This is a genomic window from Vagococcus carniphilus (assembly GCF_014397115.1).
Classification (GTDB): Bacteria; Bacillota; Bacilli; order Lactobacillales; family Vagococcaceae; genus Vagococcus; species Vagococcus carniphilus.
This window is the reverse complement of the sequence record NZ_CP060720.1, coordinates 1,631,103-1,650,405: the sequence shown is the minus strand read 5'-3', so window position 1 is coordinate 1,650,405 and position 19,303 is coordinate 1,631,103. Positions and strand designations below refer to the sequence as shown.

11 protein-coding genes are annotated in these 19,303 nt (G+C 32.7%); all 11 read right to left on the bottom strand.

The annotated features are described in order from the left end of the window. Positions 1-22 precede the first annotated feature (22 nt). Positions 23-3,661, bottom strand: coding sequence for an InlB B-repeat-containing protein (locus H9L18_RS08140; RefSeq protein WP_126793299.1), 3,639 nt, complete (start codon positions 3,659-3,661; stop codon positions 23-25). Positions 3,662-3,688: 27 nt separating this feature from the next. Next, positions 3,689-5,188: a glucosaminidase domain-containing protein gene (locus H9L18_RS08135; RefSeq protein WP_126793297.1), complete on the bottom strand. Its 1,500-nt coding sequence runs from the start codon at positions 5,186-5,188 to the stop codon at positions 3,689-3,691. Positions 5,189-5,609: 421 nt separating this feature from the next. Beyond that, positions 5,610-8,195, bottom strand: coding sequence for an ATP-dependent chaperone ClpB (gene clpB, locus H9L18_RS08130; RefSeq protein WP_126793295.1), 2,586 nt, complete (start codon positions 8,193-8,195; stop codon positions 5,610-5,612). Positions 8,196-8,318: 123 nt separating this feature from the next. Beyond that, complete coding sequence (pepT, locus tag H9L18_RS08125; RefSeq protein WP_126793293.1) at positions 8,319-9,551, bottom strand: peptidase T; 1,233 nt, start codon at positions 9,549-9,551, stop codon at positions 8,319-8,321. Between the two features lie 17 nt (positions 9,552-9,568). After that, on the bottom strand, positions 9,569-10,690 hold the full coding sequence (locus H9L18_RS08120; protein ID WP_126793291.1) for a Nif3-like dinuclear metal center hexameric protein: 1,122 nt from the start codon (positions 10,688-10,690) through the stop codon (positions 9,569-9,571). Then, positions 10,687-11,388, bottom strand: a complete 702-nt coding sequence (locus H9L18_RS08115; protein WP_126793289.1) for a tRNA (adenine(22)-N(1))-methyltransferase — start codon at positions 11,386-11,388, stop codon at positions 10,687-10,689. The genes H9L18_RS08120 and H9L18_RS08115 overlap by 4 nt, the downstream gene beginning before the upstream one ends. 121 nt (positions 11,389-11,509) lie before the next feature. Beyond that, positions 11,510-12,631, bottom strand: a complete 1,122-nt coding sequence (gene rpoD / locus H9L18_RS08110) for an RNA polymerase sigma factor RpoD (protein WP_126793287.1) — start codon at positions 12,629-12,631, stop codon at positions 11,510-11,512. 21 nt (positions 12,632-12,652) lie between these two features. Beyond that, positions 12,653-14,488 (bottom strand): DNA primase, encoded by a 1,836-nt coding sequence (dnaG, locus tag H9L18_RS08105; RefSeq protein WP_126793285.1) that lies wholly within the window; start codon positions 14,486-14,488, stop codon positions 12,653-12,655. Between the two features lie 139 nt (positions 14,489-14,627). Next, the gene (locus H9L18_RS08100; RefSeq protein WP_126793283.1) at positions 14,628-16,940 is read right to left on the bottom strand and encodes a cation-translocating P-type ATPase; all 2,313 of its coding nucleotides are present in this window, start codon (positions 16,938-16,940) and stop codon (positions 14,628-14,630) included. 155 nt (positions 16,941-17,095) lie between these two features. Next, positions 17,096-18,634 (bottom strand): PASTA domain-containing protein, encoded by a 1,539-nt coding sequence (locus H9L18_RS08095; protein ID WP_126793280.1) that lies wholly within the window; start codon positions 18,632-18,634, stop codon positions 17,096-17,098. Then, positions 18,627-19,301: an ABC transporter ATP-binding protein gene (locus H9L18_RS08090; protein ID WP_126793278.1), complete on the bottom strand. Its 675-nt coding sequence runs from the start codon at positions 19,299-19,301 to the stop codon at positions 18,627-18,629. The genes H9L18_RS08095 and H9L18_RS08090 overlap by 8 nt, the downstream gene beginning before the upstream one ends. Between the last annotated feature and the right edge of the window lie 2 nt (positions 19,302-19,303).

Sequence of the window (19,303 nt, the reverse complement as noted above, 5' to 3'; positions counted from 1 at the left end):
AAAAGACTAATTCTTTATTTGTTTATAGCAGAGAATCTTTCTCTTCTTTCTTTTTCCAAAAGAATAGGCTACCTAGCATAGCTACACCAAGAGAAGTAATATAATTTTGAGTTGTTTCTCCTGTTTTAGGTAAAGGTTTTCTTTTGCTAACAGCTTTTGTTGACACACGCTTATTACTTGCAGGTTTTCTAGAACTTGGAGCATTAGATGATTTATTAGAACCATAGCGACTTCCAGCTTTACTTAGTTGAGACTTAGCATCTGCTAAAACTTGTCTGTTAGTCACTTCATTTTGTTCTACTTTAGCTAATTGATTAAACAAATTGTTAATCTCATTAACTAATCTTGAGTCTTTGGGTTTTAATTGACTAATCTCTGGTAAGTTATCAATCTTAGTAATTACCTCTTCTATAGCTTTTACTCTTCCTTCAGCTTCAATTAATCTCATCTCTGACTGGTGATAGTCTGGAAGTGATTTTCCATAAGAGCTAGTAACTTTAGCTAACTCTAAGCGAGCCTTTTTAGTTGCACCAACATGATTTGCCCCATTAGTTACTTGATTTTCTTTTGATTTATCACCTAACACTAATGAATTGATTAGGTTTGTTGCTAATTTTAATTGAGCTTCTTCATTTTTACGAGCTAATTCCAATTTAGAATTAATTGTTTTTAATTTGTTAGTTTCATCTTTACTTAAATGCTTACTTAAGACACTAGCTCTCTTATTCAGATTATCAATTGAACTTTTTGAATCTGCGTTAATATGAGAAACATCAAATTTTTTGATATCATCTGCTAATTTCAAACTATTTTTATTCATTTCTAGTGCTTTTTTATGAGTAGATGAAACTCGTTCTTTATGCTGACCTAAATCATTAAAGGCTTTATCAGCTTTCACTATCTTTTCTCTATTTTCACTTGCAACAGTTCCAATTGAATCAATTAAAATCTCAACTTGTTTTACTTTTTTTACAATTTCAAGTTCTTTTTCAGCTTTTATTAAATCAGCACTATTTTTAACTAATGGTTTTTCTTGATCTGATAAAGCATCATAAAGTTTTCTGGCATTTTCAATTTTAGATACACTGTCTGCTGTAACAGTTTCAATGGCAGTGATAGATGTTTCAACTGCTTGTACTCGTTCATTTCTATCTGTAAGTAGTCGTTTATATTCTTTTTCACTATTTTCTAAAGTATCTATTTCCTCTTTAGGAACAAGTGCTTTTACTTTCATTTCTAGATTATCTAACTTATGACGCGCAAATTGAATTCTTGTTTCACTATCATCATAAAGATTGACTGTTCCGATTGCTTGAATGGCATCTGAAACTGATTTTAGTAGTGCATTAACACGTGCTTCTTCAGCTGCTTCTTCTTCTAATTTTTTCAATTGAATTTCAGCTGCTTCTAATTCCTTATAATTTTTAACAAGAGGTTTTTGAATATCTGAAAGTTTATTATAATAATTTCTTGCAGATTCAATTTTATATTTAGAATCTAAAGTTACTTCTTTTCCAATTGCTTGAATATTTTGTTCAACTGAACTAATTTGTAGATTAGATAATGTCACTTCTGCATCATTTAATTTCTGAACAAGTGATGGATTTACCCGATTTTGATTAGCTCCCAGATCATTAAATTCTTTTCTTGCTTTTTCAATGCTGTTTTGGCTTGCTAAAGTTACTTCCCCAATTTCATTAATACTAGTTTCTACAGCTTTTACAGCAGCATTTATTTTTTCCTCTTCAGTTGCTGCCTCAAAAAGTTCTTTTAATTTTGCTTCAGCTGCAACTAGAGTGTTCAAATTGGTTACTCGATTTTGTTGTTCTTTATCTAAATTATCAAAATCAGTTCTAGCTTCTTTAATTTTATTCTCTTTTTCTAAAGTAACTTCTCCAATGTTATTGATTGAATTAATAACTTTTAGATAATCAGTTCCAATCCATTTCGCATAAAGGGTAATATTTTCAGTTGTCCCTTTATTAATTTGCTTAATTGGATTTCCTTTGAAATCACTTGTTGTGTACCAACCATCAAAAGCAAATCCATCTTTTTGAATAGTCTCTTCAGTAGGTAATAAAATGGTATCATCCACAGTAAACGTTGTCGGAATAGTAGCTGTTATTTTTCCGTCGTTTGAGTTAAGTGACAAGCCATATTTTTGGTAATCATACTGCCCATATAAAGTGATATTTTCTTTTGGCATTGACAAAATATCTCCAGCTTTGTACGAAACGCCAGAACCATCTTGTTTTGAATTCCAATTTTTGAAAATTTTTCCTTTTGGTGGGTTAGTATCTGTTTTAATTTTAGATGATGCTAAATAAGAAGAAGATTTAACATCAGTCATACCATTGATATCATAAGTTAAGTTAACTGGTTTTGCCTTAAATGATTTATAAGGAGTTGTTTTTTGATCCATCAAGTTTTGAAGTCTTGCTTGACCAGTCATAAAACGATCATAGGCAATAAGCGCATAAGTAGCTTGGTCTGACGCCATTCCATTAGTTCCAGTTCCAGCGCCACCTCCGCCATCATTTCCTTCTGTTACATGCCTAAATCCAGCATATCCAGTCTCTGGATTTAGTTTAGTATTATCCCAAAAACTTAATAAGGCATCTACCATGTTATTAGTTTTAACTCCGTCACGCACTGCGCCTTCTGTAACAAAACTAACCGTTTGATTGATTGTCGTTAAAGGCACATTCACTGATTTTGGATTGATTCCCATTTCTGTTAATGCAACAATAACTTGAGCTGTACTCTCAGAATTAGATGCTTTAAAACTACTGAAACCACCATGAGCCTGTTGCAAGTTGCTTAATTTAGCAATACCTCTTTCAACAGCTACCTTCAAATCTTTATAAGTAATATGATGGCTATCTTCAATTCCTGTTTGATTAAATTTTTCTTCTGATAAATAGTAAGGTGCTAAACTCTGAATGGTCATAGCAGTGATATCGGCATCAGGTTTACTATCCATAAGCGCCCATCCGCCACCATTAACGATTCCTTTTTCTATTTCACGATCTAATATATAATGAATCATCTTCGCTTCAGTGTTCCAGTTTGTGTCACCATTAGAATTTGGATGTAATTTGTATTCTCCTGAATTTATTGCTAGTAACGTCCAAATTGGGCTGTTAATTCCTTGTTTTCTTACTAACGGAAATGATTCAGAAATTTTTAAAGTTAAGTCTGTTTGATTAGGTGAAACACTATGTATATTATAATTTAGAGGTGTAAGAGAATAGATAATTCTATCGATATCCGTCAGCTTAGGATCTCCTAATTTTTTATTAGTCATAACTTCATGCTCGACTTCAGCAATGTAATTTGAAAAATAATCAGCTGGAATATCATTTAAATAATCGGCTCCTAAATACATTCCTCTTGATAAACTGAATACTGACCAATCGCCAGATGTTGAACCAAATGTTGGATTAGGAACTTCTTTTAAAAGATATTTACTTGTTGCATTGATATAGAAATCAACACCTGGTTTCTCATCTTCCCAAAAGCGAACACCTAAATTCTTATAATCTTCTTCTGAGTTATAAGCCACAGCATATACTTTTTGACCAGTTGCTAGTGTAAATGTAAATACTAGTGCCCCAGCTAGTATTTTTTTAGAAATACTTACTTTTTCATTTTTTTTCAATTCTATTCCCCTTTTCAAAACTTTCTCTTAATCTAAATCAACAAATTCTTTTGGATGATAATAATTACTCCAAACTTTATCACTGATAGCAAAATGTAAATGTGGACCAGTTGAATTACCTGTAGAACCAACTAAACCTATTTTTTGACTCATATCAATTTTTTGACCTTTTTTCACATTAATTTCTTTCAAATGGAAATAACTTGAATAAAGTCCATAATTATGTTTGATAATAATATAATTTCCAGCACTTGGATCATAACCTGTTGCTTCGACAACACCTTTACCTGTTGCGTAAACAGATGTACCAGATGAAATCGCTAAGTCAATCCCATTGTGATGTTCTTTACCTCTTGAACCAAAGTCACTGCTTACCGTGTATTTTTTGTTAAGCGGTTTTACAAATTCAATGTCTTTTTCTACTAAAATCGTAGTCCCTTCTTCCAATGGTTTATCTCGATCAATTGATTTATTTAGTTCTAAAATAGAGTCTTTTTCTACCTTATATTTTTTAGCAATTGAGCGTAAAGTGTCATCCTTACCAACCCTGTGCTTCACTGTTTCAGTAAATGATTTATCAAAACGAGTTAAATCATATGTTTTGATAATTTCATTTAACTTAGCATCATAGTGACGATCGGTAGCGTAGACGCCAGTTAATTTTTTAGTAGCGTCCTTATAAGTTTTACTTTTTTTCTTAGTTGAACCGTGATAAATACTTGGGTTACCATTAATCCCTTTTGTCATTAATTTGGCATAATCATTTAAAGAATCTTCATAAGAATCATACTTTCTAAATCGATCAACGATATTAATGTAGCCAGATTTAGTATCTTCTGCTGTTAACATGCTAGTTGATTTTCCTTGAAATGAACCCTTAATACCAAAAAGATTATAGTTAGGTTCATTAGCTAGCTGACTCTTACCAAAACCTGATTCAAGAGCTGCTTGAGCAATCATAACTGAAGCATACAAGTCATTTTTATGAGCTATTTTTCGAGCTTTATTTCCAATTTTCATTACAAATTGCTCATTAGTTTCATTTCGAGTCGTTTTAAAATTCCCACCATCAAGAGTTACATTATAGTTAACTTTTTCTGAAACCTGTGTTGTTTCTTTTTTGATTCTTTTTTCTTTTTTAGGTTGTACTTTTTTAATCGGTTTCTTTTTTTCTTTTACCTTAACAGTCGTAGTCGTTTCTGTTGTTTCTGAATCTTTTGTTGATGAACTCTTTGAACTACTTGTAGTTGTACTAGTTGACTCTGATTCTGATGAACTCGTTTCTGTGGAAATATCTTCAGAACTCGTTGTATCTGTTGTTTCAGTCGATTCAGATGTTGTTGAGTCTGTTGAAGAGCTCTCTGTTGAATCACTTTCTTCCTCAGTTGTTGCAGATGTAGTTGTATCTGTTTCCTCAGTTGTAGATGAGTCTGTTTCAGATGTTTCAGTAGAGATGGCATAATTTAAACTTGGAAAAGTAGCAGAGAAGAATAAACTAACTGCTAAAAGCCCATAAATCTTTTTCAAAATTGATTTCCTCCTAAAAAAAAGACTACCCCACAAACGTAGGGTAGTCTTTTAGATTAATTAATATCTGACTTAGATCGAAAAAAAAAGCCCAAAAAGGGTATTTTTTATTGAAAACTTAACACCCTGAGATAAGCTTCAATCTTTATAAAAGCAAGATCTGACTCGGTAATAATAATTACCATACAGTAGCTAGGGGCTGCGATGTTCTAAACACTCTTCCAGACTTTTATAAATTCTATTTAATTTTCATAACTATCGTTGTCATTATATATCAGACCTTCTAAACATGTCAACGGTACCATCTTAAGATAGTTTTTTCACATAAATGATGAATAATCATTATTCGAAATTAGAATAATAAATAACAAAAGACTAACTAATTATTTCAAACTAGTTAGTCTTAAAATAGATTTTTTTCTTACTCAAAAACTAATTCATTATCGACAAGTTCAATTGTAACAGTTGATTTTGGCATAACTTTGCCTGAAATGATCGCTTTAGCAAGAGGTGTTTCAACTTCTTTAGTTAAGAACCGTTTTATAGGTCTTGCACCATAAACAGGATCATAGGCTTGCTCTGCAATCCAACTCTTCGCGTCATCTGTCATGATTAATTTTATTTCTTGTTGCTCTAATCTACTTGTTAATTGCTCAGTCATTTTTACGATAATTTCTTTCACATTATCAAGGCTTAATGGTGTGAATAAAATAGTATCGTCAATCCTGTTTAAAAATTCAGGTTTAAAGTGAGCTTTCAACATTGTCATAACAGCTTCAGATGTTTCAGATGAAATAACACCATCTTCAGAAACTCCTTCTAGAAGTAACTGTGAGCCAATATTACTTGTCATAATTAAAACAGTATTTTTAAAGTCAACCACACGTCCCTTAGAGTCTGTTAAACGACCATCATCAAGTACTTGAAGTAAAATATTGAAAACATCCGGATGTGCTTTCTCAATTTCATCAAGTAAGACAATTGTATAAGGGCTTCTTCGAACAGCTTCTGTTAATTGACCACCTTCTTCATAACCAATGTATCCTGGAGGAGCTCCTACTAGACGAGAGACGCTGTGTTTTTCCATATACTCACTCATGTCGATTCTAACCATATGTTCTTCGGAATCAAATAAGTTTTCAGCTAAAGATTTAGCAAGCTCAGTTTTACCAACACCAGTAGGTCCTAAGAACAGGAAAGAACCAAGTGGTCGATTTGGATCTTGAAGACCTGCCCTAGAACGAATAACAGCATCTGATACAGCGTCAACCGCCTCATCTTGGCCGATAACTCGTTCATGGAGAGTTTCGTTTAAGCGTAGAATCTTTTCACGTTCTCCCTCTTCTAGTTTCGAAACAGGAATACCTGTCAATCGTCCAACTACTGTTGCAATTTCACGGTCCGTTACAACTTCTTGAACTAATTTTCCATTATTAGTATCTTCTTTTGCTTCAAGTTCAGCTAATTCTTGTTTTAATTTTGGAATCGTGCCATGTCTTAAAACAGCAGCTTCTTCTAAATCATAATTATTTTCTGCATTTTCTAATTGTGTTTTAGCAGCATCAATTTCAGCACGTTTTTTATTAACACGGTCGACTTCTTCTTTTTCAGTTTCCCATTGCATTTTTAATGAATTAGTTTCTTCTCTAAGTTCAGACAATTCTTTTTGAAGAATTTCAAGTCGCTTTTTACTTGCATCATCATCTTCTTTTTTGAGCGCAGCTTCTTCAATCTCTAATTGCATTAATCTTCTAGTTACCTGATCTAATTCAGTTGGCATAGAGTTCATTTCTACTCGAATTGTCGCACACGCCTCATCCACTAAATCAATCGCTTTGTCTGGCAAATAGCGGTCTGTGATATAACGATTGGAAAGAGTAGTTGCTGCAACTAAAGCATTGTCATGAATATTAACACCGTGGTGAATTTCAAAACGTTCTTTCAATCCTCTTAAAATGCTGATAGTATCTTCAACAGTTGGTTCTTTAACGAGAACTTTTTGGAAACGTCTTTCTAATGCTTTGTCTTTTTCCATATATTCTCTGTACTCATCAAGCGTAGTTGCTCCAATACAATGTAGTTCGCCACGAGCTAACATTGGTTTTAGTAGATTACCGGCATCCATACTACCTTCAGTTTTTCCTGCTCCAACAATCGTATGGATTTCATCAATAAATAGAATGATTTGCCCTTCACTCTTTTTAACTTCTTTTAAAACTGCTTTTAAGCGCTCTTCAAACTCTCCTCTAAATTTCGCTCCAGCAATTAGAGCACCCATATCTAAAGAGAAGATAGTTTTATTTTTTAAATTCTCAGGAACATCCTTTTTAACTATTCTTTGAGCTAAACCTTCGATGATAGCTGTTTTACCTACCCCAGGTTCCCCAATTAAAACAGGATTATTTTTTGTTTTACGTGATAAAATACGGATAACATCACGAATTTCTTCATCACGACCAATAATAGGATCTTGTTTACCACTTTTAACAGCTTCTATCATATCAGTTGCATATTTTGATAAAGCTTCATATTGCTCTTCTTGGTTTTGAGAAGTCACACGATCCCCTCCTCTTATTTCTAATATTTTTTCATTAATCATTTTATCTGTTATTTGTTGTTGTTCCAAAAATTTAGTTAATGGGTGATTTTTTAATTTCATCAAAGCAGAAATAACTACTTCTGTTGCTAAAAAATCATCTCCTAGTTTCTCACGAATCTTGTCAGCTTCTTGTAATAAGTTGAACAAGTTCTGACTGAGATTTTGTCCATACTGAACATTTCCTCCACTTACTTGAGGAAGACGATCTATTTCTTTATCTACTTCTAATTCGAATAAATCTACATTTAATCCTAAACCACTGTATAGGTTTCTAGCGAAATGATTTGGTTGTAAGAAAATCTTCCATAAATGGACAATGTCAATATTTTGTTGTTGCCTTGTTATGGCTATTTGTTGAGCTTCAGCTATTGCTTGTTGTAAAGTTGTTGTCATTTTTTCAATGTTCATTGTCATTCCTCCTCTTACTTATATAGTTATTTTATACCAATGGTCAAAATTGGTCAAATGATAAGGTATAAAAAAAGAAGAAATCTTGTTTTTAAGATTTCTTCTTTTTAGTAATAAAAATAATTATTTAGTTTCGTTTAAACGAGCGATTTCGATGATTAAATCAGTTGCTTTTTCCATACTTTCAACTGCTACATATTCAAATCTTCCGTGCATATTTTCTCCACCAGCGAAGATGTTTGGTGTAGGAAGACCCATGTAAGAAATCTTAGAACCATCAGTACCACCGCGGATTGGTTCTTTATTTGGTTTGATTCCTAAATTAATCATTGCTTCTTCAGCTAAATCAATAATACTCATGTCTTTTTGGATAACTTCAGCCATGTTGTAATAAGAATCTGACATTTCTAAAGTAATACGATCTTGACCAAAATCTTTGTTGAATTTATCAACGATTGATTGCATCAAAGCTTTTCTTTCTTTGAATTTATCCATGTCATGGTCACGAATAATATATTCCATTGTTGCTTCATCAGGCACACCAGAAATTCCTAATAAATGGAAGAAACCTTGACGTCCATCAGTTTTTTCAGGAACTTCATCTTGTGGAAGAGTATTTTGTAAATCAATAGCTACTTGGATAGCATTGATCATTGTATTTTTAGCAGTACCTGGATGGACATTTTTACCTTCGATTTTTAAAACAGCGCCAGCTGCATTAAATGTTTCAAATTGTAATTCGCCAACAGGTCCACCGTCCATAGTGTAAGCAAAGTCAACGTCAAAATCTTTCACGTCAAACTTATCTGCACCAATTCCGATTTCTTCGTCTGGTCCAAAAGCAACCATAATTTTACCATGTTTGATTTCTGGATGTTCAATTAAGTATTCCATTGCTGTCATAATTTCAGCAATACCTGATTTATCATCAGCACCTAAAAGTGTAGTTCCATCTGTTGTAATTAAAGTTTGGCCTTTATAATTTTTAAGATTAGGGAAATCAGTTGTTGTTAATTTGAATTTTCCATCTTTATCTAAAGTGATATCTGATTCACCATCATAGTTTTCAACAAATTGAGGGTTAACACCTACTGCATTAAAATCAGCAGTATCCACGTGAGCAATAAAGCCCATGCTTCTTACATCTTTATCAGTATTACTTGGTAGAGTTGCGATTAAAAAACTATTTTTTTCATGGTAAACAACATCAGACATACCAATTTTTTCTAGTTCTTTTTTCAACTCCATTTGGAACGCAACTTGTGTTGGCGTTGATGGTGTTGCTGTGCTTGTTGCGTCAGAACGAGTTTCCGTTTTGACATAATCGATAAAACGAGGTACTAAATTTTTATACATGTGTCTCTCTCCTTTATTTAAATAAATTCAAATGGGTTTGTATTTGTTTCGCTTACAAAAAACGAAACGTCCCATTGATACTCTTGTTTCCAGTTGTTAAACATTTCGACAAATTTAAGCTTACAGGCTTCTTCTATGTAATGACCTGGATCAATTACGCTTAACTTATCTTCTATCATATCGTGTGCGGTGTGGTAATAAACGTCACCTGTAATATAAACATCTGCTTTTTTCTTAAGTGCGTCTTTATAAAATTTCTCACCACTACCGCCACAAATAGCAATTCTTTTAATTTCTTTATCTTTAGTATCAGTAATTAATCTCAAACCATCAAGATTAAACGTTTTCTTAACTTTAGAAGTAAAGTCCATTAATGACATCGATTCTTTCAAGTCACCAATTCGGCCGATACCATAGTCATCTGTCAAGTTGTCTAAAGTAAAAATGTCATAGGCAGGTTCTTCATAAGGATGAACCTTTTTAATAGCCTCTATAACTTCTTTTTCAATTAATTCTGAAAAAACAAATTCAATTTTATCTTCTTCAACTTGTTCTAATTCGTTTACTTCACCAAGGTAAGGATTGGCCTCATTAACTGGTTTAAAACGACCTGTTCCACTTGTTGTAAAGCTACAAGCTTCATAGTTATCACCAATTTTGCCAACACCTAACTTTTCAAGAGCATTTCTTAATAGTTGGCTATGACTTCTAGGTGTATAAATCACTAATTTTTTATAATTAAAGGAGTGGGTTTTGGTAATAAATTCTTCTCCCTTAACATCTAACATTTCTAAGAACCAATCATTTAGGCCAGGACTAACGATATCCATATTCGTATGAGCTGCGTAAACAGCAATGTCATGTTTTAATAAATCCGCATACATTTTTGTTTGAAAATCATCAGTCACTAAACGTTTAATTGGTCTAAAGATAGGCGGATGTTTTGCGACAATTAAGTCAATATTTTTTTCAATAGCTTCTTTGACAACTTCAGGTCGAACATCTAATGTCATCATCACTCGTTTGATTGGGCGATTTAAACTACCAATATGTAAACCGACTGGATCACCCTTTTCTGCTAAATAGAGTGGGCAATACATTTCAAGCCGATCGATAAATTCACGACCAGTTAAATTCATCCTATCACCTCTTTAATTAATGCTATTTTTTTATTAATCTCAGTTTGGTTTTTTGAAACATCTTGACTTGATTTTTCCAATTGCTTTGAGATATTTTCTAATTGTTTTAATTCATGACACCATTTATTTTTAAAAATATCATTAGGTTCATTTAATAATTTTGGTCCAAACATTAATTCTTTTTCAGACAAAATCTCGATTTCTTCTGCTTTTTTAGCAATAATGATTTCATATGTCTTCTCATTTTCTCTGACAATATCTTCTTCAATAATGATATAAGAATGATCCATTAACCAAGTTCGTAATGTTTTTTCACCTACATTTGGTTGAAGTAATAGTACTTCATTTCCAGATAAGCGATTGTTTTTGTATCCCCTATCAAGAATGTCTTTAATTAACGTCCCACCCATACCACAAATGCTAATGGCATCAACTTCATCCGCTAAGTTTAAAACATCTAATCCGTCGCCTTTTCGTACTTGGATTGATGAGGTAAGGTTTAATTCAGCAACTAAATTCTTAGCCGATTGGAAAGGTCCTTCGACAACTTCGCCAGCAATAGCTGACTTAATTCTTTTATTTAATACTAGATAAGCTGGTAAATAAGCATGGTCTGAACCAATATCTGCTAGAATAGATCCTTCTGGCACAAATTCTCCAACTCGGTGTAATCTTTTTGATAAGTGTGTGTAATCCATATATCTACCTTCCCATTGTTAATCTCACAAAACAATTATAACACTAAAAAAATCTTTTTAAATAACTTATTAAGAATAAAAAAGAGTTATCATAAAATGATAACCCTTTTCTCATCTACTTTTATTCTAAAAAGTCTTTTAATTGTTTTGAACGAGATGGATGTCTTAATTTTCTTAAAGCTTTTGCTTCAATTTGACGGATACGTTCTCTTGTAACACCAAACACTTTACCAACTTCTTCAAGTGTTCTTGTGCGTCCATCATCTAAACCAAAGCGTAGACGTAAAACATTTTCCTCACGATCTGTTAATGTATCTAAAACACTTTCTAATTGTTCTTTAAGTAATTCATAGGCAGCATGTTCAGCTGGGCTTGTTGCTTCTTGATCTTCAATGAAATCTCCTAAATGAGAATCATCTTCTTCACCAATTGGTGTTTCTAAAGACACAGGCTCTTGAGCAATCTTTAAGATTTCACGAACTTTCTCAGCTGGCAACTCCATTTCAGCACCAATTTCTTCTGGTGTCGGTTCTCTTCCTAAATCTTGAAGTAATTGACGTTGAATACGGATTAATTTGTTGATTGTTTCAACCATATGCACTGGAATACGAATCGTTCTAGCTTGATCGGCAATTGCACGAGTAATCGCTTGTCTGATCCACCATGTAGCGTAAGTTGAAAATTTAAATCCTTTTTCATGGTCAAATTTCTCTACAGCTTTCATTAATCCCATATTTCCTTCTTGGATTAAATCTAAGAACTGCATACCACGACCAACATAACGCTTAGCAATACTTACCACAAGTCTAAGGTTAGCTTCTGCTAATTCTTGTTTTGCTTCTGGATCTCCTTCTTTAATACGTAGAGCTAGAGCAACTTCTTCATCAGCAGTTAAAAGAGATACACGACCAATTTCTTTTAAATACATACGAACAGGGTCATTAATTTTAACACCTGCTGGTGCGATTAAATCTTCTTCTTCTGGTTTTTCTTTTTCTTGTTTTTTATTCGTTACCTTTAAACTTCTAGCACTAGGTTCACCATTTTCATCAACCACACTGATACCAGCGTCTTCGACTTTTTGGATTAAGTCATCCATATCGTCTGAATTAAGTTCAAATGGTGTTGCTAATTTATTGGTTAAATCGTCATAAAATACTGACCCTTTTAATTTATTTTCTTTTATAAACTTACTTAATTCTTTTTTGTACTCTGCTTGACTCTTCACTTGATTCTCTGACATAAAAGAAATCCCCCTTTTAAATTAAATAGCTTTTAACTCTCTTTGAAGTTGAATGATTTTAAGCGTTGCTTCTGCTTCCAACTCTTTGTTACCAATTTTGCCGGCTTCCCTTTGTTCAGCTACAAGAAGTTCAATTTGTTTTTTTAAACCAGCCTTTGAGATGACTAGTAAACAATCTTCTAGCTCTTGCTTACTGCTTTCTGAACTAAAGTTTTGCATTGTCACATTAATTAATGTGCTTTTTAAATGGTCTTCCTTGAGATAGTCTAAAAAGTCGGCTACTAAAATCTCTCCATTTGTAGCAATATAATTGGTCAAGTGCAAATATAATTCCTGGTACACATCATGAACAAAGAAAATCTCTTCTTTTAAAGATAAAAATTGATAAGCACTTCTTTCATTTAACACTCTGTATATAAGAGTCATTTCTGCTTTTTCAATTTGGTCGATTTTTTTTGTTTCATAGTGTTTTGGAATAACTAATTCTTTTTGATAAAAAGAATCAGATGTTACCTGTTGTTTGTAATGTTGCTTTTTAGTTCTTAATTCATTCTGTAAGGTGCTCTTTGATAAATTAAATTCCTCTGCTAATTGCGTGAGTGCTAAATCAGCCTCCACAATAGATGAAATATTAGAAACTTCCTGCAACAATTCATCTATGTACTCTAATTTATCAGCCTCTACTTGAATGTTTTTCCCACGTTTTAAGTATTCTTTTTTAAACTGAAAAACAGTGTCACGATTATTTTTTATTAGTTCTTTTAGAGAATCGTTTCCATATTTTTTTCGGTAATCATCAGGATCCATCTTGTCTGGTATAGAGACAATTTGTATGGACATGGTACTTTCTGAAGCGATTAAGTCAATTGCTCGATTAGTTGCCTCAATACCAGCATTGTCACCATCATAACTAATCAAACAATCTTCACTGACTTTTTCAAGTGCTCGAATTTGGTCAACAGTCAAACTAGTTCCCATCGAAGCAACACCATTTTTAACGCCAGACATCCAAGCTGATATCACATCCATAAAGCCTTCAAATAGAATAACTTCATTCTTTTTTCTGATTTCTGATCTGGCTTGATTAAAATTAAATAGTATAAAACGTTTATTGAATAATTCTGTTTCTGGACTGTTCAAATATTTAGGTTGATCAGTACTATCAAATGTTTCATCTTCAAGTATTCGTCCTGAAAAACCAATGATTTTCCCTTGATAATTGGTAATTGGAAACATGATTCGTTGATAAAAACGGTCTAACCAATCTCCATTATCCATCTGAAATAGTAGACCCGATTTTCGTAGTAGCTCTTCAGAGAAATTTTCTTTTTCTAATACTTTGGACAACAAGCTACGATCTCTTGGCGCAAAACCAATTTGGAAAGTTCGAATAACTTCTTCAGTTAACCCGCGATCCAATAAATACTGTAAAGCTTTTTCTCCAATTTGAGTATTCATCAAAATATGATGATACAATTCAGAGGTTTTTTCATGAATTTGAATCAATTGGTTTTCTTCTAAAACTTTTGGAGAAAGTGTCTGTGGTTTTGAATTTATTTCAAAAGATAAATTCAAATCAGACAACTCTGCAACCCGCTCTACAGACTCTGGGAATGAAAGACCTTCGATTTCTTGGACAAACGAAAAGACATTACCACCTTTGCCACATCCAAAGCAGTGAAAGATTTGTTTATCTTCCGCTACAGAAAAAGAAGGTGTCTTCTCATTATGAAACGGACACAAGCCTAAATAATTTTTTCCGGACTTTTTCAGTTGAACGTATTGACCTATCACGTCGACAATGTTGGTTTGTCTTCTAATGTTCTCTATTGTTTCTTGAGGGATTAATTGTGCCATTTCAGCTATACCTCCCCTCACTATTTTAAGTGACAAAAGTCGCACTGAACTCAGCGCGACTATATGACACAAATCTACAATTTATAGTATATCATAACTAAGAAAATATGCCAGTTTTTCAGCTTATTTTCATAAAATATTATCTAGCATGGTCTCTGACAATTAATTTGTCTAAAATAATTTTTCCAATTAAAGAAACAACTACTAAAACAATAAATACTGGTAGTGTCTCACTTGTCAGCATAGAAATCTCCAAAATGCCTTTGAAAAGCATTGCTGCTACATAAGTTCCAACTGTTGTCGTAACTGCTAGGAAAATTCTTAGTGGATTAAATGGCATACAAGCTTTTATAACAGCCATCGCACTAACTGCAATTAGCATATAGTACATTAAAGTAGTTATATCAATTGGTTGCCATCCATTAACTTGACCGTATATATAGATAAACGTGACATTCATAACAACAAGCATCGAATTAGGTAATGCCCTCTTTAATGCAGTAGGTAAAAATTTAGTTGTGACTTTTCGTTTATCGTTTTCAAATTGAAGGAAGAAAGTTGGATAACCTTCAATTGCCAAATCTAGTAAAGTAATTTGGATTGGAATAAATGGAAAGGCAACAGCTGTTAATGCACAGATTAGAGACAAGATCAGAGAATAGATCGTTTTGATAAAGAAGATACTAGCAACCTTTGTTACATTATTAACGACTCTTCGTCCTTCAAATAAAACATCTGGCAATGTTGTAAAATCTGAATTTAATAAAACAAGGTTTGCAATCTGTCTCGTTGCATTATCTCCTTCAGCCATAGCAATACTACAATCCGCTTCTTTTAATGCTAAAACATCGTTAACTCCATCACCTGTCATAGCAACAACATGACCTTGTTCTTTTAATTCTCTAACCAATATTTTTTTCTGTTGAGGCGACACACGACCAAATACATGATAATCATTTACAACGCCTCTAACTTCATCCTCAGTGGTTAATTCAGATAAGTCAATGTACTTTTCATATTGAGCTAATCCTGCTCTTCTTGCAACATTTGAAACTGTCACTGGATTATCTCCTGAAATTACTTTGATAGCAACTCCCTCATTTTTTAAATAAGCTAGAGTTTCATTGGCATTCTCTCGAATAGGGTCATCTATTTTTAGAATAGCTAGCGGTTTAAGAGTTGGTAAAATTTTATCATCAATCATCGGTTCGTTTGAAACACCAATCATTAAAACACGGTAACCTTCTTTTTGAGCAGACTCAATTTCAGTTGGTAAATCAGACTCTTTAAATAACCTTTCAGGAGCACCAAGAGCTATAGTTCCAATAGTTTCAAGAAACATGGCTCCCCATTTTCTTTCAGACGAAAAACTAATCACATGACTAGCTTCATAAGTTGTCTTTTCTGGGTAATGTTCTCTGATTGCTTGCATCGTAATATTATTGTCAGAAGAGGCTGCTAAATAGCTTCCCATCACATCTTCCATCATTTCTTCAAATGTATCATCTAACAAATCAACTTCTTGAACTTTCATTTTACCTTCAGTGATCGTTCCAGTTTTATCTAAACAAATAACATCCACATGGGCTAATGTTTCAACCGAATACATGTCTTGTACTAAAACTTCTTTTTTAGCTAACTTAGCGACTGCAGTTGCTAAAGCTATCATAATTAAGAGAACCATTCCTTTTGGTAGCATACCTAAAAGTGCAGCAGCTGAAGCGACAACGGAAGATTTTAATTCCCCACTTCCCCAAAAATAAGCTTCGAAAAACAAAATTAAACCTAGAGGAACAATGACATAACTAGTAAATTTAGCCACTAGTCTAATAGAAGACACTAGTTCTGAAGTAAAAGGCTTATGGACTTTAGCTTCATCAGCAATTTTAGTGGCGTAGTTATCTTTTCCAACATGTATAACTTGAGCTAAACATTGACCACTTGAAATAAAACTCCCAGATAAAAGAGTACTATCTTTATTTTTTACAATTAAATCAGATTCCCCAGTTAAAAGTGCCTCGTTTGCTTCAACCTGGCCAGATAAAACAATCATATCTGATGGGACTTGATCTCCTGCAACCAATTTTACGATGTCATCTAAAACAATCTCTTCAGAAGCAATGCTAATTTCTGAACTATTTCTAACGACTATTGATTTATCTTCATTGATAATTGATAATTTAGCCACTAAATTTCTTGCCCGAATTTCTTGAATAATCCCAATAGTGATATTAATTAAAATAATCACCATAAAAAACAAATTACTAAAAGCTCCTACTAAAGCAAGACAAATCCCAATAATTAAATTGAGCAAATTGAATAAAGTAAAAATGTTATCTTTAAAAATATCTTTTGTTGACTTTGATACATCTTCGTCGTAATTATTCTGTTTGTTTTGACTTATTCGCAGATTAACTTCTTCTGTTGTTAATCCTGTTATATTTTCTTTCATAAAACTAAAATCATTCCTTTATTATCAAAATACTGACTATCCAAACTATTATACTCGTTATCTTTATTTTTTAAAATAAGATATTTAAAATTTATTAATTTTTTAAAATAAAAAGAGGTTAGGCTTTTAACCTAAACCTCTTTTATTAGGATGGATTAATCTTCACTTTTTCCTCGTTCAACTTTACCTGGCTGATCAGCGTTTGCTCCGTTACTAATACCAAATGTTAAGTAAGTGTTAGATGGAATATATTGATTATACACACTCATCTTAACAATAGTTCCCTTTTCTTGATCAGAATCAATATAGTAAATATCATATGTGATATTAGCTCCCTTAGAGTTAAAATCTTCATAAATTAACTTAGGAAGATCTCCTTCTAATTGACCAAAGTAAGATTTAATATATGGTTGACCTGCAGAATAAACTAACTTAACTGCTTTACTATCTTTTCCAGTTAGTTTAGTTCCTGCTGGGACAGATTGAGAAATTATTTTTCCAAACGGAACAGAATCAGAGAACAGTTGTTGTACACTGGCTTCCATCCCTTCAACTGCAGCACCTGCTGTTTCAACAGAATAATCACCATAGTTAGGAACTATTATTGCTTTACCAACAGAAATTTTGACACTCATTTTGTCGTGTTTAGCTAGCTTTTTATTTTTCTCAATGCTTTGAGAAATAACTTTTCCTTCTTCAATCTTTTCAGAATCTTCATCCTCATATTTTACAGAGATACTATTTTTATCTGCCCATTCTTGGACATCACTCTTTGTTTTTCCAGAAAAGTTTGGAACAGAGATATTCTTCTCAAAAACTTCTTTTCCTTTTGAGTAATAAACATTTGCAAGATCACGACGACGATAGATATCTGCCGTTACTTCTTTGTCATTGAATTCGATTCGAATAAACTTACCTTTTTCAACTTTGTCACTATACTCAGTAATTAAATTTAAATTTTCGGCTTTATTTTTCTCAATAAACTGCTCGGACTCTCCTTGAGAAAGTTTTTTAAAATCAGGTAATTTGATAACTTCTTCTGGGTCTGGTCCCTCACTAACAGTAAATTTCAGTGTGCTTCCTTTTTTTACGTTTTTACCAGAAGCTACCTCTTGTTTCATAATGTTATTTGTTGCCTCTTTCAATGAAAAACTTGGTTTAGCGTCTACTTCCATACGATTCTCATTAGCCCATTTTCTAACATCAACAATTGTTTTGCCATCAAAATTAGGCATCTTAACGTGAGTACTATTATAATAAATAAAGTAACCAACTAGTAAGACAATAGCGCTTGTAACACCTATAACAATCTTTTTAGTTCTTTGCTTCTTCTGATACTCAGGATCAATTTCGATTTCATGAAGTTCATCAGAAGGACTATTTTCTGTATTCAATCTAGTTTCCGTAATTGGTGTGCTAGTTAAAATATCTTCTAAACTTTGATCAATGTGAGTTTCTACAAGTTGAGGATTATCAAACCTTTCTTCCTCTCTTGCTTCAAACTGTTCCTGACTAACATACTTTCTTTTTCGTTTTCTTTTTTTTAGTGTCGGTTCAACCTCACTAAGTTCTGTTTTTTCAACCTGAGGCTCTTTTTTTACTTCAGGTTCTTTTTTATTTTCTGTTACTTTTTTCTTTTTCGACATTGTATCTTTATAATTGTCGTTTGAGAAATTGGATAAAAAATCACTCATATTCCTTCAAAACTCCTTTTTTAAGCAAAAATGCTTTGTCGGATTGTTGGGCGATTTCTTGAGAGTGAGTGACAACAATAACACATTTATTATGCTCATGAGCTAATAGTTTAAAAATCTCAACGATTTCTTGTTCCATCTCTTCATCAAGGTTACCTGTCGGCTCATCTGCTAAAATAATATCAACGTTTGTTGCAAGAGCTCTTGCAATTGCGACACGTTGTTGTTCTCCACCAGATAGACGATTAACAACTCGACTTGCTTTATCTTTACCAATACCAATATAGTCTAACAGATTATAAGCAACTTTTGTATAGTCTTCTGGTAATTCGTTATCAGTAATTGACATTGGAACTAAAACATTTTCAACACCTGTTAAATAAGGAATCAAATTATAGTGTTGAAAAATGATACTAATATCATTTCTACGATAATTTTCAAATCCAATTTGACTTATATTTTTATTATTATAATAAATACTCCCTTTTTTAGGCGTATCTAACCCTCCTAATAATGATAAAAGAGTCGTTTTTCCAGAACCTGACTGGCCTACAATAGTATAAAAAGTTCCTGTATCAAAATCAACATTCGTATTTTTTAAGATATAGCGCAACTTATCGCCGTCTTGATAAAAATAATCTAGTTTTCTTGCTTTTAATATTGCCATGA

Bases quoted from the DNA above. Each gene is read 5' to 3' on its own strand.
- clpB (WP_126793295.1), bottom strand. From the start codon at position 8,195: ATGAACATTGAAAAAATGACAACAACTTTACAACAAGCAATAGCTGAA.
- pepT (WP_126793293.1), bottom strand. From the start codon at position 9,551: ATGTATAAAAATTTAGTACCTCGTTTTATCGATTATGTCAAAACGGAA.
- H9L18_RS08120 (WP_126793291.1), bottom strand. From the start codon at position 10,690: ATGAATTTAACTGGTCGTGAATTTATCGATCGGCTTGAAATGTATTGC.
- H9L18_RS08115 (WP_126793289.1), bottom strand. From the start codon at position 11,388: ATGGATTACACACACTTATCAAAAAGATTACACCGAGTTGGAGAATTT.
- rpoD (WP_126793287.1), bottom strand. From the start codon at position 12,631: ATGTCAGAGAATCAAGTGAAGAGTCAAGCAGAGTACAAAAAAGAATTA.
- dnaG (WP_126793285.1), bottom strand. From the start codon at position 14,488: ATGGCACAATTAATCCCTCAAGAAACAATAGAGAACATTAGAAGACAA.
- H9L18_RS08100 (WP_126793283.1), bottom strand. From the start codon at position 16,940: ATGAAAGAAAATATAACAGGATTAACAACAGAAGAAGTTAATCTGCGA.
- H9L18_RS08095 (WP_126793280.1), bottom strand. From the start codon at position 18,634: ATGAGTGATTTTTTATCCAATTTCTCAAACGACAATTATAAAGATACA.
- H9L18_RS08090 (WP_126793278.1), bottom strand. From the start codon at position 19,301: ATGGCAATATTAAAAGCAAGAAAACTAGATTATTTTTATCAAGACGGC.